The sequence below is a fragment of the Geopseudomonas aromaticivorans genome (genome assembly GCF_019097855.1).
GTDB lineage: Bacteria > Pseudomonadota > Gammaproteobacteria > Pseudomonadales > Pseudomonadaceae > Geopseudomonas > Geopseudomonas aromaticivorans.
The window spans coordinates 40,902-55,355 of the sequence record NZ_JAHRGL010000080.1 but is presented as its reverse complement, the minus strand read 5'-3'; the positions used below and the strand labels follow the sequence as shown (position 1 = coordinate 55,355).

The 14,454-nt window shown below is 67.9% G+C and carries 14 protein-coding genes; 8 read left to right on the top strand and 6 right to left on the bottom strand.

What is annotated here, in order from left to right; all coding sequences use genetic code 11:
• Window positions 1-17: 17 nt before the first annotated feature.
• Window positions 18-899 carry a patatin-like phospholipase family protein gene (locus KRX52_RS19850; protein WP_217683460.1) on the top strand — a complete coding sequence of 294 codons (882 nt, stop codon included), beginning with the start codon at window positions 18-20 and terminating at the stop codon, window positions 897-899.
• Here the strand turns inward: KRX52_RS19850 and KRX52_RS19845 are convergent.
• Genes KRX52_RS19845 through KRX52_RS19825 form a run of 5 tightly spaced genes read right to left on the bottom strand, consistent with a single transcriptional unit; the run spans window position 890 to window position 5,709 of the window.
• Window positions 890-2,041, bottom strand: coding sequence for an acyl-CoA dehydrogenase family protein (locus KRX52_RS19845; RefSeq protein WP_217683459.1), 1,152 nt, complete (start codon window positions 2,039-2,041; stop codon window positions 890-892). The two genes, KRX52_RS19850 and KRX52_RS19845, sit on opposite strands and share 10 nt — an antisense overlap.
• 36 nt (window positions 2,042-2,077) lie before the next feature.
• Window positions 2,078-3,010: a type 2 periplasmic-binding domain-containing protein gene (locus KRX52_RS19840; RefSeq protein WP_217683458.1), complete on the bottom strand. Its 933-nt coding sequence runs from the start codon at window positions 3,008-3,010 to the stop codon at window positions 2,078-2,080.
• Window positions 3,003-3,782 carry an ABC transporter permease gene (locus tag KRX52_RS19835; protein WP_217683457.1) on the bottom strand — a complete coding sequence of 260 codons (780 nt, stop codon included), beginning with the start codon at window positions 3,780-3,782 and terminating at the stop codon, window positions 3,003-3,005. Before KRX52_RS19835 ends, KRX52_RS19840 begins: the two co-directional genes overlap by 8 nt.
• A 9-nt stretch (window positions 3,783-3,791) precedes the next feature.
• A complete protein-coding gene (locus tag KRX52_RS19830) occupies window positions 3,792-4,655 on the bottom strand; it encodes an ABC transporter ATP-binding protein (RefSeq protein ID WP_367890562.1) in 864 nt (287 codons plus the stop codon).
• Window positions 4,656-4,665: 10 nt separating this feature from the next.
• Window positions 4,666-5,709 (bottom strand): ABC transporter substrate-binding protein, encoded by a 1,044-nt coding sequence (locus tag KRX52_RS19825; protein ID WP_217683456.1) that lies wholly within the window; start codon window positions 5,707-5,709, stop codon window positions 4,666-4,668.
• A 477-nt stretch (window positions 5,710-6,186) separates the two neighbouring features.
• On the opposite strand from KRX52_RS19825, the gene KRX52_RS19820 reads away from it, so the two are divergent.
• The 7 genes from KRX52_RS19820 to KRX52_RS19790 all read left to right on the top strand — a co-directional run bounded on the left by KRX52_RS19820 (window position 6,187) and on the right by KRX52_RS19790 (window position 13,429).
• On the top strand, window positions 6,187-7,020 hold the full coding sequence (locus tag KRX52_RS19820) for a MetQ/NlpA family ABC transporter substrate-binding protein (protein WP_217683455.1): 834 nt from the start codon (window positions 6,187-6,189) through the stop codon (window positions 7,018-7,020).
• Between the two features lie 4 nt (window positions 7,021-7,024).
• On the top strand, window positions 7,025-8,101 hold the full coding sequence (locus KRX52_RS19815; RefSeq protein ID WP_217683454.1) for a methionine ABC transporter ATP-binding protein: 1,077 nt from the start codon (window positions 7,025-7,027) through the stop codon (window positions 8,099-8,101).
• Window positions 8,091-8,738: a methionine ABC transporter permease gene (locus KRX52_RS19810; RefSeq protein WP_437439721.1), complete on the top strand. Its 648-nt coding sequence runs from the start codon at window positions 8,091-8,093 to the stop codon at window positions 8,736-8,738. The genes KRX52_RS19815 and KRX52_RS19810 overlap by 11 nt, the downstream gene beginning before the upstream one ends.
• A gap of 53 nt (window positions 8,739-8,791) precedes the next feature.
• Complete coding sequence (locus tag KRX52_RS19805) at window positions 8,792-10,063, top strand: SfnB family sulfur acquisition oxidoreductase (protein ID WP_217683452.1); 1,272 nt, start codon at window positions 8,792-8,794, stop codon at window positions 10,061-10,063.
• A 10-nt stretch (window positions 10,064-10,073) separates the two neighbouring features.
• Window positions 10,074-11,303: an SfnB family sulfur acquisition oxidoreductase gene (locus KRX52_RS19800; RefSeq protein ID WP_217683451.1), complete on the top strand. Its 1,230-nt coding sequence runs from the start codon at window positions 10,074-10,076 to the stop codon at window positions 11,301-11,303.
• Window positions 11,304-11,305: 2 nt separating this feature from the next.
• A complete protein-coding gene (locus KRX52_RS19795) occupies window positions 11,306-12,715 on the top strand; it encodes an LLM class flavin-dependent oxidoreductase (RefSeq protein ID WP_217683450.1) in 1,410 nt (469 codons plus the stop codon).
• 120 nt (window positions 12,716-12,835) lie between these two features.
• Complete coding sequence (locus KRX52_RS19790; protein ID WP_217683449.1) at window positions 12,836-13,429, top strand: nitroreductase family protein; 594 nt, start codon at window positions 12,836-12,838, stop codon at window positions 13,427-13,429.
• Window positions 13,430-13,523: 94 nt separating this feature from the next.
• Here the strand turns inward: KRX52_RS19790 and KRX52_RS19785 are convergent, their stop codons facing one another.
• A complete protein-coding gene (locus KRX52_RS19785) occupies window positions 13,524-14,309 on the bottom strand; it encodes a sulfite exporter TauE/SafE family protein (protein WP_217683448.1) in 786 nt (261 codons plus the stop codon).
• Window positions 14,310-14,454: the final 145 nt, after the last annotated feature.

The window sequence follows — 14,454 nt, the reverse complement described above, 5'->3', positions numbered from 1 at the left end:
GATTGAGGCGCCCTGACATGAGTCCGCAGAAGACCGCGTTCGTGCTGGCCGGCGGCGGCAGCCTCGGAGCCGTGCAGGTCGGCATGCTCAAGGCGCTGAGCCGTGCGCAAATCACCCCCGACCTGGTGGTCGGCGCCTCGGTGGGCGCGATCAATGCGGCCTACTACGCCGCGGCCCCCGATGAAAGCGGCGTCGCGCGCCTCGAGAGCATCTGGCTGGAGCTGCACCGCGCCGATGTCTTCCCGCTGTCGGCGACCAACACCCTCATGTGCCTGCTCGGCAAACGCGACTTCCTGACGCTGCCCGGCAAACTGCAGGGTCTGATCGAGATGCGGCTTCCCTACCGCAATCTGGAGGATGCCGCGCTGCCCTGCCATGTGGTCGCCACCGACGCGCTCGATGGCACCGAGGTCATCCTCTCTTCCGGCGCGGCCAGCCAGGCGCTACTGGCCAGCGTGGCCATCCCGGCCGTGTTTCCAGTGGTGGTCATCGACGGACGTCCGTTGATGGACGGCGGCATTGCCAGCAACACGCCGATCTCTGCTGCGGTTGCCCTGGGAGCCAGCCGGGTGGTGATCCTGCCAACCGGAACGCCCTGCGCGCTGCAGGCGCCGCCGCACGGCGCACTGGCCATCGCGCTGCATGCTGTCAACCTGCTCGCCATGCGCCAGCTGCTGGCCGATGTCGATCGCTTCGCCGGGCGCTGTGAACTGATCGTGCTGCCGCCCTTGTGCCCGCTAGCGATCAACACCTTCGACTTCTCGCACTCGGCCGAGCTCATCCACCGTGCGGAGAAAGCCACCCAGCGTTGGCTTGCCGACGGCTTGCAGGGCCTGCACGGCAAGGATCCCCGCTGGTTGCTGGCGCCGCACAGGCATCACACCACAGCTCACGAATAACGCTGAGGGTCGGGAGCCTCGTCGTTCAACGCCCAGCGCCCGAGCATGTTGAGCTTGTAGTCGATGGGGTCGTGCAAGGTGTGGGTACGCACGTTGCGCCAGAAGCGGTCGAAGCCCAGTGAGGCCCTGGTGCCGCGGGCACCCACGACTTCAAACAATTCCTGCCTGGCGAACAGACCGGCGCGATGGGCCAGCACCTTGGCTTCGGCCACCGCGACCGCCACCTCGGCGCGCTCGCCGACCGTCAGCGCCGGGCCGCGGGCAAAGGCCCGATCGACCAGCTCCGCCGCGCGATCCGCCAGGGCACGGGCGGCGGCAATCTGCACGTGCATTTCCCCGAAACGGTTCTGGGTGAAGGGGTCGTCGGTGGCATGCTGCGCCGTCGAAGCCAGCCAGGGGCGGGCCTGGGTGTGCGCATAGTCGCGCGCCTCCGCGAAGGCGCCCTGGGCGATGCCCAAATACAGGTTGGTCAGCACCAGCTGGGCCAGGCAGTTGCGCAGCGTGTGGAAGGCGGTCGCCTCGACTTCCGGCGCGCGCAGCACATCCCGCTCCGGCAAGGGGACCTGGTCGAAGCGGACCGAGTTGCTGTCGGTCTGCCGCTGGCCGATGGGGTCCCAGTCGTCGAGGATCTGCACCCCCGGATGCTCGGTGGAAACCACCGCCAGTAGTGGTTGCACCGCCTCGCCCAGCACCGCCGAGAGGGTCATCAACTGCGAACCGACGATCCCCGAGCAGAACGACTTGCTGCCATCGAGCAGCAGCCCATTGGCGGTCTGCCTGGCAAGCAGACGGCGGTCCAGCGGGTTCATGCCGTTGCCCCACCACAGCTGGCGCTCGATGGTCTGGCGCAGCAGACGCTCCTGCTGCTCCGCGTTGCCGTAGATCAGCACGGTGGCGACCTGCAGATGATGGAAGGCGAACACGTGGGCCAGCGAGCTGTCGACCGCAGCGATGCGGCGCACCAGGGCGTAGATCTCCTGCCAGCTCCGCTCATCGCCACCGTAGGCGCGGGGGATGGACAGACGCAGCAGACCGGCCTCGCGCAGCAAGGCCTTTTCCTCGGCGGCATGGCCGCCACGGGCATCGCGCTCGACCGCAGTGGCCTTGATGCACGCCAGCAGGGTTTCCAGTTGCAGACTCATGGGTAATGAACTCGATCAGCGGTTATTCGTGAATTTTCAATGGCAGATCAGGCCGTCTTCCAGCTTGATGACGTCGACGCTCAGCTCACCGATCCAGCGCGCCAGCGCGGCGTCATGGGCCGCGCGACGCTGCCAGTGGTGCAGCGCGGCATTCAGCCAGGCCACGGTTTGCGGCTCGGCCCGGGGCAGCTGGACATGGCCGGCAATCGAGGGTTGCAGCGTGACTGGCAGGCGGCGGTAGAAACGCCAGTCGGGCTGCAGCAGCAGCCAGTCGACCAGGCTCGCCTCCTCCGCCAGCGCCGCGCACTCCCCGGCCATGAAGGCGGCGATGGCATGCACCGCCGAGGGATAGCTGCGCGCAACCGCGCCCTGCTGGGCGGAAAGCGCGTGGCGGTAGGGGCTGCCTTCGGCCAGGCACACGGTCTGGCCGCGCAGCTTCGCCGCCCCCCCGCCGGCGAAGCTGCGCAGCGCCAGCAACTGCCCCTCGCCGTGGCGGGCGGAGGCCGGCAACGCGGCATTCGCACCGGCCAGCGGCCGTTCGGCGACGCCGGCTACCAGCAGATCGACCCGCCCCGCCTGCAACGCCTGGTCGCGCTGTCCAGCCGGCAGGCCGACCAGCTGGACCTTGAGGTGCAGGTATTCACCGAGCGCCTGGGCCAGCGCCGCATCGACCAGGTCCGGCTCCACTACCGCGGGCGTACCGGGCAGCGCCGGGCGGGCATAGGCACGCACGCCGATCAGCAGCTTGCCGCGCTCGCGCGCCGCTTCCAGCAGCGGCCCCGGCGGCAGCTCGCTGGGGTGGACAGCGCGCGGCCAGAGCCGACCGGCGCCAACCAGACCGATACCAAAGACCAGCAGCATCAGCAGCACCCCGACCGCCAGGCGCACCGTAGCCGGATTACGCCCAGGCACGCCCTCGCGCGGCGGGCGCAACGGGTCGAGGCAGGCCGGCACCAGCAGCTCAGGCATTGTGGCTCAACCCCTTGCGCCAGCGGGTCAGGCGCCGCTCGAGCAGGGCCAGCAGCAGGTTGAGCAGCAGCCCCACCAGCGCCAGCAGCAGGATGCCGGCGTACATGCTCGGCACCTGGAAGACTTCCTGCGAGTTGATGGTCAAAAAGCCCAGCCCGGAATGCGCGCCGATCATTTCCGCCGCCACCAGCGCGGTAACGCAGTACGCGCCGGCCAGGCGGATGCCGGTGAAGATCGACGGCGAGGCCGCCGGCAGCACCACCTTGGCGAACAGGAAGCCGCGCGAGGCGCCCATGGAGCGGGCCGAGTCGATCAGCAGCTTGTCGACCTGCTTCACCCCGCTGATGGTGCTGAGCAGGATCGGCCAGAACGACGCCCAGAAGATGATCGCCACCTTGGACAGCTCACCGATGCCGAAGAACAGGATGAACACCGGAAATAGCGCCAGCGCCGAGGTCTGCCGGAAGAACTGCAGCAGCGGATCGACGAAGGCCTCCAGGCGGGCGAACCAGCCCATCAGCAGGCCCAGGCTCACCCCGCTGGCGATGGCCAGCAGCAGGCCGGCCAGCGAGCGCTGCAGGCTGGCCGCCAGATGCTTGAGCAGCGCGCCGTTGTGCGCCAGCTCCCAGATTGCCTGCAGCACCGCCGACGGCGGACTGAGGTAGCCCGGATTGGCCAGCCCCAGGCGCGGCAGCAGCTCCCAGACCAGCACGAAGACCAGGACGCCCAGGCTGCGTTCGAACAGCCCGGCCAGATTCAGCGAAACTCTCATGACAGCTCCCTAGCCCTTGATCTCGGCGGTCTGTGCGCTGGCCGGCCAGTCGGCCGCGCGTATCGAGGTCGGTGCCGGCACCGGTGCCGAGGCGAAGCGCACCTCGTCCTTGAGCACCTCCCAGGCGCGCTGACGCAAGTGGACGAACTCCTCGGAGTTGCGCACCTCGGCCAGCCGCGGGCGCTCCAGCGGCACCTCGATGATCTCCTTGACCCGGCCGGGCCGGTGGGTCATCACCGCGATGCGGTCGGAGAGGAAGATCGCCTCGTCGAGGCTGTGGGTGATGAACACGATGGTCTTCTTGCGCTGGTCCCAGATGCGCAGCAGCTCGCCCTGGAGGATCTCGCGGGTCTGCGCGTCGAGTGCGGCGAACGGCTCGTCCATCAGCAGCACGTCCGGCTCGTAGACCAGCGAGCGGGCGATGGCCACCCGCTGCTTCATGCCGCCGGAAATCTCGTGGGGGTAGCGCGCGCCGAAGCCGTGCAGCCCGACCAGCTCCAGGTACTCGCGGGCCCGCTCTCGGCGCTCGGCCTTGCCGACTCCGCGGATCTCCAGGCCCACCTCAATGTTCTCCAGCACGGTGCGCCAGGGGAACAGCGCGTAACCCTGGAACACCACGCCCTGGTTGGCGTTGATGCCCTGCAGCGGCTTGCCATCGATGTGGATGCTGCCGCCGCTCTTGTCGGCCAGCCCGGCGAGGATGCTGAGGAAGGTCGACTTGCCGCAGCCCGAGGGGCCGAGCACCGAGAGGAACTCGCCCTCGCGGATCTCCAGGTCGAAGTCCTGCAGGGCGACCACCCGCTCGGCCTGGCCGCTCTCGTTCCTGGCACTGAACTCCATGCGCAGGTTGTGCGCCACGATCTTGCCGCTCACGCTGCGCACCTCAGACCTTCTGGCCGGCGAAGGGGTTGAACTCGTTGGTGTAGACGTCCTTCACCTTGACCTTGCCGCGCGGAATCTTGCCCTCGCTTTCGAGGATGTCGATGTAGTACTGGATCGGCGGCTCGGTCACCACCAGGTTCTCCACGTAGGCGTAGCGCTCCACCTTGCCGAGGTCCATGCCGATGCGTCGGGCGGTGATCTTGCGCGCCTCCTCAGGATTGGCGTTGACCCAGTTGCCGGCGCGGGCGACGGCGCGAACCACATCGCGGGTCGCCTCGGGATGTTCGCGGATGAACTTGCCATGTGCGCTGTACGGCGCCATGCCGCCCAGGCCGCGGTCGAGGTCGTAGTCGCTCCACAGCTTGTGCAGCGCCGGGTTGTTCTCGGCGCCGCCGGAATGCGGCGGGTGGATGATCGCCAAGTCGATGTTGCCGGTTTCCACGGTCTGCTCGCCCTGGTTGTCCGGCACCACCAGCCAGTTGATCTTGTTCACGTCGACGCCGTGCTGGCGCAGGTAGGTCTTGGTGACGAACTCGGCACAGGCGCCGAAGCTGTTGAAGCCGATGGTCTTGCCTTCGAGATCCTTGGCCGTGCGGATGCCCGAGTCCTTGCGCACGAAGTACTTCATGTGCGGCGCCTCCTCCAGGGTCTTGCCGCCAGCGGACACCACCTTGAGGTCCAGGCCGCTGGCGATCGCGGAAATCACCAGCGGCACCATGCGCGTGCCGAAATCGATTTCGCCGGTACCAACCAGGGGAATCAGCTGCGGGGCAGCAATCTTGCCGACGTATTTGGGTTTCGCGCGGGTCCCTTCGAAATAACCCAGCTCCTCGGCCAGATAGATCAGATCGAACGAGGGGTTATCCGGATATTTGAACTCCACTATCGCGTCGCCGACACTCTTCACCACGGCAGGCGCACCGGCCGACTTGGCAGCACCACTCTCCTTATCCCAGCATCCCGGCAGGATAATACTCGCGGCACCGGCGGTGCCGAACATGGCCAGGGTTTTCAGGGCCGCTCTGCGGCTGGTATTAACGCTCATCGGTGTTCTTCCTTTGCACGCTTGGCTGAAGTCAGCCTGAATCGAATGCCAAGTTGTTCAGCAATTAGCGTGCCACCCCTAAAACCGCTGCAAACCGCTGATTCACTTGGAAAAACAGCAATATAAATAGAGGCGGAGCGCTTCCCGGGAGCCGTCGCTGTGCACATACAAACAGCCATACGCACGAACTGTTGCATATCCGGCAGCCCGCTGAAACACGGTTATTCCGGAAAATCCTCGGCATGGAAAGTTCACGCTCCGCCGCTCAAGAACGCACGTACCGCCTGCGCAGCCAACTGTCCGCCACGCAACAGATGGCAAACAATTCGCAAGAAATTCCGACAGCGGAATATACAAAAACAACTGCGACACCCGCATTTAACGCGTTATCGCCAAACTGGCATCCAACTTGCTCCTCGGAACTCACAGTGCGCCAAGCGCTCTCGATAAATTCGAATCCAGATTCAGGAGTCATATATGTCCAACCCAACTTCCCTGTCCCGCGCCGTCGCCAAGTGGCTCAAGTCGCTGACCCTGGCAGCCGTGGCTACTTCGGCGCTGGGCGTCGCCCATGCCGCCAGCGACAAGCCGCTGAAGCTCGGCACCACCGCCGCCTTTGTGCCGGTGCTGGAAGTCGCCGCCGCGGAAGCCGCCAAACAGGGTGTCAAGGTCGAGCTGGTCGAGTTCAGCGACTGGAAGACGCCGAACGTCACCCTGGCCCACGGCGACATCGACGCCAACTACTTCCAGCACATCCCCTTCCTGACCAACGCCAACAAGGAAGGCGGCTTCGACCTCAAGGCGGTCGCCCCTGGGGTGATCAACAACGTCGGCCTGTACTCGAAGAAGTACAAGAGCCTGGCCGAGCTGCCGGTCGGCGCCAAGGTGGCCATCGCCGGCGACGCGGTCAACGGCGCACGCGGCCTGCAGCTGCTGGAAAAGGCCGGTTTGATCAAGCTCAAGCCCGGTACCGGCTACCAGACCACCGTGGCCGACATCGTGGAGAACCCGAAGAAGCTCGACATCATCGAGCTGGAGGCCGTGCAGCTGGCGCGCACCCTCGATGATGTCGACCTGGCCCAGGGCATGCCGCACTACCTGCGCCTGGCCGGCACCATCGACCCGGCAAGCGCGCTGATCTTCGACGGCCAGGAACAGAAGATCTACGCCATCCAGTTCGTCACCCGTCCGCAAGGCCAGGACGACGAGCGCCTGCGCACCTTCATCAAGGTTTACCAGACCTCCCCGGTAGTGCGCGCGGCCCTCGACCAGACCCAGGGCAAACTCTACTCGCCGGGCTGGGAGAACTGATGCCATGAGCCGCTACGAATCCGATATCGAGCAGGCCATCACCCACATCCGTCTCGAAGGTCTGAGCAAGACCTACAGCGGCGGCCAGGGCGTGGTGCATGCGCTCGACGACATCGACCTGAACATCCGCCGCGGCGAGATCTTCGGGATCATCGGACGCAGCGGCGCCGGCAAGTCGTCGCTGATCCGTACCCTCAACCGCCTGGAGCAGCCGAGCAGCGGCCGGGTGCGCATCGACGGCGTCGACATCGGCCAACTGGACGAGGACCAGCTGGTCACCCTGCGCCGGCGGGTCGGGATGATCTTCCAGCACTTCAACCTGCTGTCGGCGAAGACCGTCTGGGACAACGTCGCGCTGCCGCTGCGGGTCGCCGGCACGCGGCCCTTCGAGATCGAGCGGCGGGTCAGCGAACTGCTGCAACTGGTCGGCCTCAGTGACAAGCGCGACGTCTACCCAGCGCAGCTGTCCGGCGGGCAGAAGCAGCGCGTCGGCATCGCCCGCGCGCTGGTCCACGAGCCGCAGATCCTGCTGTGCGACGAGGCCACCTCGGCGCTCGATCCGGAAAGCACCCAGGCGATCCTCGCCCTGCTGCGCGACATCAACTGTCGCCTCGGCCTGACCATCGTGTTGATCACCCACGAGATGGAGGTGATCCACGAGATCTGCCAGCGTGTGGGGGTGCTCGAACGTGGTCGCGTGGTCGAAGAAGGCCCGGTGTGGCAGGTGTTCGGCGATCCGCAGCACGAGGTCACCCGCACCCTGCTCGGCACCCGCCAGCACGACCTGCCGGAGGACCTGGTCGGACGCATCCGCCCGCAAGCGGAGAACGAGCACAGCCTGTTCCTGCTCGACCTGCACTTCACCGGCGCCAGCCTGCGCGAGCCGGACCTGCTGGCCATCGCCCAGGCGCTGGGGCCGCGCAGCCGCCTGGTGCACGGCGGCATCGACCGCATCCAGGGCCGCGCCCTCGGCCACCTGCTGGTCGGGGTGGACGGGCGCGAACCGCGCGCGGCGATCCTCGAGCGGGCGCGCGGCCTGGCCGACCACGTGGGGGGGCTCGGTTATGTCGCTGCTGCTTGACCGCCTGCTGCAGGGCACCCTCGACACCCTGCTGATGATCGGCGCCTCGTCGCTGATCACCCTGCTGCTGGGCATCCCGCTGGCGCTGTTCCTGGTCACCAGCACGCGCGGCGGCATCTTCGAGGCGCGCTGGGCCAACGGCGCCATCGGCAGCGTGGTCAACGTGCTGCGCTCGATCCCGTTCCTGATCCTGATGGTCGCGCTGATCCCCTTCACCCGGCTGATTGTCGGCACCAGCTACGGCGTGTGGGCGGCGGTGGTGCCGCTGACGGTGGCCTGCATCCCGTTCTTCGCGCGCATCGCCGAGGTCAGCCTGCGCGAGGTCGACCGCGGCTTGATCGAGGCGGCGCAGGCCATGGGCTGCCGACGCTGGCACATCGTCTGGCACGTGCTGCTGCCCGAGGCGCGGCCGGGCATCGTCGCCGGCTTCACCATCACCCTGGTGAGCATGATCAACGCCTCGGCGGTGGCCGGCGCCATCGGTGCCGGCGGCCTCGGCGACCTGGCCTATCGCTACGGCTACCAGCGCTTCGACACCGAGGTGATGGTCACCGTGATCGTCCTGCTGGTGCTGCTGGTGACGCTGATCCAGTTCGGCGGCGACCGCCTGGCCCACGCCCTCAACAAACGCAAGTAACCCATTCGACATCCGGGCGCCGCCACCGGCGGCCACCCGGCAGGAGTATCCCCATGTCCGAAATTCTGCAGCGCCGCCCCACGGCGCCGGGGCCGGCTGCGCTCCGCTCCCGAGATCCGCGCCCGCTGCCGCTCGATCCGAGCCAGGTGCGGGTGATCCACAGCGACGCCGAGGCCATCGAGGTCGCCCGTCAGCTGGCCGGTGAGTTCGCCGCCGGCGCCGCCGAGCGCGACCGCGAGCGTCGCCTGCCCTGGGAAGAACTGGACCGCTATACCGCCAGCGGCCTGGGCGGCATCGCCGTGCCGGAGGCCTACGGCGGCGCCGGCGCCTCCTTCGTCACCATTGCCGAGGTGTTCCGCCTGCTCTGCGCCGCCGACCCGGCGCTCGGGCAGATCCCGCAGAACCAGTTCGGCGTACTGTTCGCCGTGCACGAGCTGGCCAGCGACGCGCAGAAACAGCGTCTGTACGGTCGTATCCTGGCAGGCGAGCGTTTCGGCAATGCCGGCCCGGCGCGCGGCACGTCGAGCATGCTGGCGCAGACCACCCGCCTGCACCGCGAGGAAGGCAGCCTGCGCCTCTCCGGCACGCGCTTCTACTCCACCGGCGCGCTGTTCGCCCACTGGATTCCCAGCCGCGCCGAGGACGAACAGGGCCTCACCGTGCTGGTGTTCGCCCCGCGCCACGCCGAGGGCGTCAAGGTGGTCGACGACTGGTCGGGCATCGGCCAGCGCACCACCGCCAGTGGCAGCGTGCACTTCTCCGCGGTGGCCATCGCCCCCGAGGACGTGCTGCCGGCCTGGCAGCTGATCGATCGCCCGGGCCTCAGCGGCCCGGCCTCGCAGCTGATCCAGGCGGCCATCGACGCCGGCATCGCCCAGGCCGCCATCGACGACACCCTGCGCTTCGTGCGCGAACGCTCGCGGCCGTGGACCGACTTCGGCGGCGAGCGCGCCAGCGACGACCCCTACATCATCCAGGCGGTCGGCCGCCTGCAGATCGACCTGCACGCCGCCAACGAGGTGCTGCGCGAGACCGCCGAGACCCTCGACCGCATCGCGGCCAAGCCGGTCACCGCCGAGTCCAGCGCCGAGGCCTCGCTGGCCATCGCCGCGGCGAAGATCCTCACCACCGAGATCGCCCTGGAGGCCAGCGAGAAGCTGTTCGAGCTGGCCGGCACCGCCGCCACCCGCAGCGAGCACAACCTCGACCGCCACTGGCGCAATGCGCGCACCCACACCCTGCACGACCCGGTGCGCTGGAAATACCACCTGCTGGGCAACTACGCCCTCAACGGCGTGCTGCCCAAGCGCCACCAGTGGAACTGAGGAGGCTGCCATGACCCATTTCGAGACTATCCCTGGCGCCTACGTCAGCCCGCCGGCCGGCAGCGTCGCCATCCTCCGCGACGACGCAGAGGCCATAGCCGTGGCCCGCGAGCTGGCCGCCGAATTCGCCGTCGGCGCCGCCGCGCGCGACCGCCAGCGTCGCCTGCCCTGGGCGGAGGTCGAGCGCTTCGCGCAGAGCGGCCTGTGGGGCATCAGCGTGCCGAAGGAATACGGCGGCGCTGGCGTGTCCAACGTCACCCTCGCCGAGGTGACGGCGATCCTCGCCGCCGCCGACAGCTCCATCGCCCACATCCCGCAGAACCACTTCTACTCGCTGGAGGTGCTGCGCGTCGGCGGCAGCGAGGCGCAGAAGCGCTTCTTCTACGCCCAGGCGCTGCAGGGCCAGCGCTTCGGCAACGCGCTGGCCGAGATCGGCCACAAGGACTTCAAGCGCCGCACCCGGCTGTCGCGCGACGCCGAGGGCCGACTGCGCATCGACGGGCGCAAGTACTACTGCACCGGCTCGCTGTTCGCCCACTGGATTCCCACCCTGGCGGTCGACGACGACGGCGCCGGCTGGCTGGTGTTCGTGCCGCGGCAGAGCTACGGCGTCACCGTGGTCGACGACTGGGACGGCTTCGGTCAGCGCGTCACCGGCAGCGGCTCGGTGATCTTCGCCGACGTGCCGGTGCAGGGGGACTGGGTGGTGCCGTTCGCCGCCTCCTTCGAGCGCCCGACCACCATCGGCCCGCTGGCGCAAATCATCCATGCTGCCCTCGACCTCGGCATCGCCCGCGGCGCCTACGCCGCCGCCCTCGACTTCGTGCGCCAGCACAGCAGGGCGTGGATCGATTCGGGCGTGGCGCGCGCCAGCGACGATCCGCTGATCCTCGAGCGGGTCGGCGACCTCTCCGTGCGCCTGAGCGCCGCCGAGGCGCTGCTGCGCCGCGCCGGTCGGGTGCTCGACGCCAGCCAGGCCGCGCCCGACGAGCGCAGCGTGGCCGCCGCCTCGGTGGCGGTGGCCGAGGCCCGCGTGCTGACCACCGAGATCGCCCTCAAGGCCAGTTCGAAGCTGTTCGAGCTGGGCGGCAGCGGCGCCAGCCTTGCCGAGCACGACCTCGACCGCTTCTGGCGCAACGCGCGCACCCACACCCTGCACGATCCGGTGCGCTGGAAGTTCCACGCCATCGGCAACTACTACCTCAACGACACTCTGCCCCCGCGGCACGGAGCGCTCTGACCATGGCGAAGAAGCAGATCCTGCTCAACGCGTTCAACATGAACTGCGTCGGCCACATCAACCACGGCCTGTGGACCCACCCGCGCGACAACTCGGTGGACTACAACACCCTCGAGTACTGGACCGACCTGGCCAGGACCCTAGAGCGCGGCCTGTTCGACGGCCTGTTCATCGCCGACATCATCGGCGTCTACGACGTCTACCAGCACTCCATCGACCTGACCCTGCGCGAGTCGATCCAGCTGCCGGTCAACGACCCGCTGCTGCTGGTCTCGGCGATGGCCGCGGCGACCAAACACCTGGGCTTCGGCATCACCTCCAACCTCAGCTACGAGCCGCCCTACCTGTTCGCCCGGCGCATGTCGACGCTCGACCACCTGACCCGCGGGCGCATCGGCTGGAACATCGTCACCGGCTACCTGGAAAGCGGCGCCAGGGCCATGGGCCTCGACGGCCTGACCGCCCACGACCAGCGCTACGAGCGCGCCGAGGACTATCTGGAGCTGGTCTACAAACTGTGGGAAGGCAGCTGGGAGGATGGCGCGGTGCGCCGCGACAAGGCCGCGCGGGTGTTCGCCGACCCGGCCAGGGTGCACCGCGTCCGGCACCAGGGGCCGTACTACCAGCTCGACGGCTACCACCTGTGCGAGCCGTCGATCCAGCGCACCCCGCTGCTGTTCCAGGCCGGCACCTCGCCGCGCGGCCAGCAGTTCTCCGCGCGGCACGCCGAGGCAATCTTCATCAGCGCCCAGGACAAGGCCGCCACCCGCAAAGTGGTCCAGGAGCTGCGCCAGCAGGCGGTGCAGGCCGGACGCCGCCCGGAGGACCTGAAGATCTTCGTCGGCATCGCCGCAGTGGTCGGCAAGACCAAGCGCGAAGCCGAAGAGAAGTTCGACGACTACTGGCACTACGCCAGCGCCGAGGCCGGCCTCGCCCACTTTGCCAGCAGCGTCAACGTCGACTTCGCCCGCTACGGCCTCGACGAGCCGATCGACTACCGCGGCGGCAACGCCATCGAGTCGGCGGCGCAGACCGCCCAGGCCAACGCCCTGAATCGGCGCAAGCTGCTCGAACGCTTCCGCCTCGGCAGCCGCTACCCGACCCTGGTCGGCGACGCCCAGCACGTAGCCGACGAACTGGAGTCCTGGGCCAACGACGTCGGCGTCGACGGTTTCAACCTGTCGCGCACCGTCACCCCGGAAAGCTACGAGGACTTCATCGACCTGGTGATCCCCGAGCTGCAGAGCCGCGGCTCGTACAAGACCGCCTACGCCGAGGGCAGCCTGCGCCACAAGCTGTTCGGCGCGGGCGACCGCCTGCCGGCGCGCCATCCGGCGGCCAGCCAGCGTCATGTCCCGACCGCTACCCCGCTCGCCAGGGCGAACCAGCATGAAGCTGCGCATCCTGTGTAGCGTCTGCAGAGCAGCCAGCGCGGCATCTCGCTTCACCAAGGCCACCGGCACGACCGCCGATCAGGCAATATGATCGGCATCCAGCGGCCGATCCGGGCCGAACCCCTCCCAGGAGACCCCATGAGCAACAAGCACCGCGTCGCCACCCATGCCATCGACCCGCAGTTCATCGAGCGCTGGTCGCCGCGCGCCTTCACCGGCGAGAACATTCCCGAGGCCACCCTGCTCGGCTTCATCGAGGCTGCGCGCTGGGCGCCCTCGGCCTACAATTCGCAGCCCTGGCGCTTCCTCTACGCCCGCCGCGACAGCGCCGACTGGTCGCGCTACCTGAACCTGCTGATCGAGTTCAATCGCGGCTGGGCGCAGCATGCCTCGGCGCTGCTGGTGATCGTCTCGAAGACCCGCTTCGTGGCGCCGGGCAAGAGCGAAGAGCAACCCGCCCCCTCGCACGCCTTCGACACCGGCGCCGCCTGGGGCTTCTTCGCCCTGCAGGCGCACCTGGCCGGCTGGCACACCCACGCCATGACCGGCTTCGACAAGGATCTGGCACGCCGCGAGCTGAAGATCCCGGACGGTTACGAGGTGCAGGCGATGGTCGCCGTCGGCAAGCGCGGCGACGCCGCCAGCCTGCCCGAAGCACTGCAGGCCCGCGAGACGCCCAGCCCGCGCCTGGCACTGGAGGCCATAGCCGCCGAAGGCGACTTCAGCCTGTAACGGCTGCTCCAGAAGCGCGATGGGCGAAGACACCCAAGGTGTCTTCGCCCATCGATTCGGAGTCCTGCCGGGACTGGAGGCCCGTAGGGATGGCTCAGAAGGCCAGCTTGAAACCCACGAAGGACAGCATGACCGCCAGGCAGGGACGCAGGAAGTGCTCGGGAACCCGCCCGGCCAGATGGCTGCCGAAATAGATACCCGGCAGCGAACCCATCAGCAGGTAGCCCAGCAGTTGCCAGTCGATGCTGCCCATGCCGGCATGGCCGAGGCCGGCCACCAAGGTCAGCGGCACCGCATGGGCGATTTCCGTGCCGACCAGGCGACGGACCGGCAGGAACGGGTAGAGCATGAACAGCGCGACAGTGCCCAGGGCGCCGGCGCCGATCGAGGTCAGCGTCACCATCACGCCGAGGATCACGCCGGTGGCGACCGTCAGCGTATTCAGGGTCCGCGGGCTGAGGTGGTAGTGATCGCCGGCGTGCCGGCTGGAGAAGGCCATCAGCTGCTTCTTGAACAGGATCGCCAGCGCGGTCAGCAGCAGGACGAAGCCGAGCGCCTGCTTGATCAGCGCATTCAGGGCCTGCGGATCGGAGTTCAGGTTGTGCAGGAACCACAGGGTCAGTGCTGCGGCCGGCACGCTGCCGAGCGCCAGCCAGCCGGTGATGGACCAGTCGATGTTCTTGTTCTTGCCGTGCACCAGCACGCCGCTGGACTTGGTGATCGCCGCGTACAGCAGGTCGGTACCCACCGCGGTCGCCGGGTTGATGCCGAACCAGAGCAGGATGGGCGTCATCAGCGAACCGCCGCCAACGCCGGTCATGCCAACGATGAAGCCAACCACCAAGCCTGCAAACACGAAACCGAAAATCGCCGAATCCATCATCACTCCTGCAAGCCGAGTCCGAGCCCGAACCCATTACAAACTGCGTGGAGAATAGCGGCATTTATGTATAAGCGTTTAGAACGATGTGACCTGTAGTTATAACCGGACTCGACAATCCGCCCACGACGGCACCGCCCTGGCC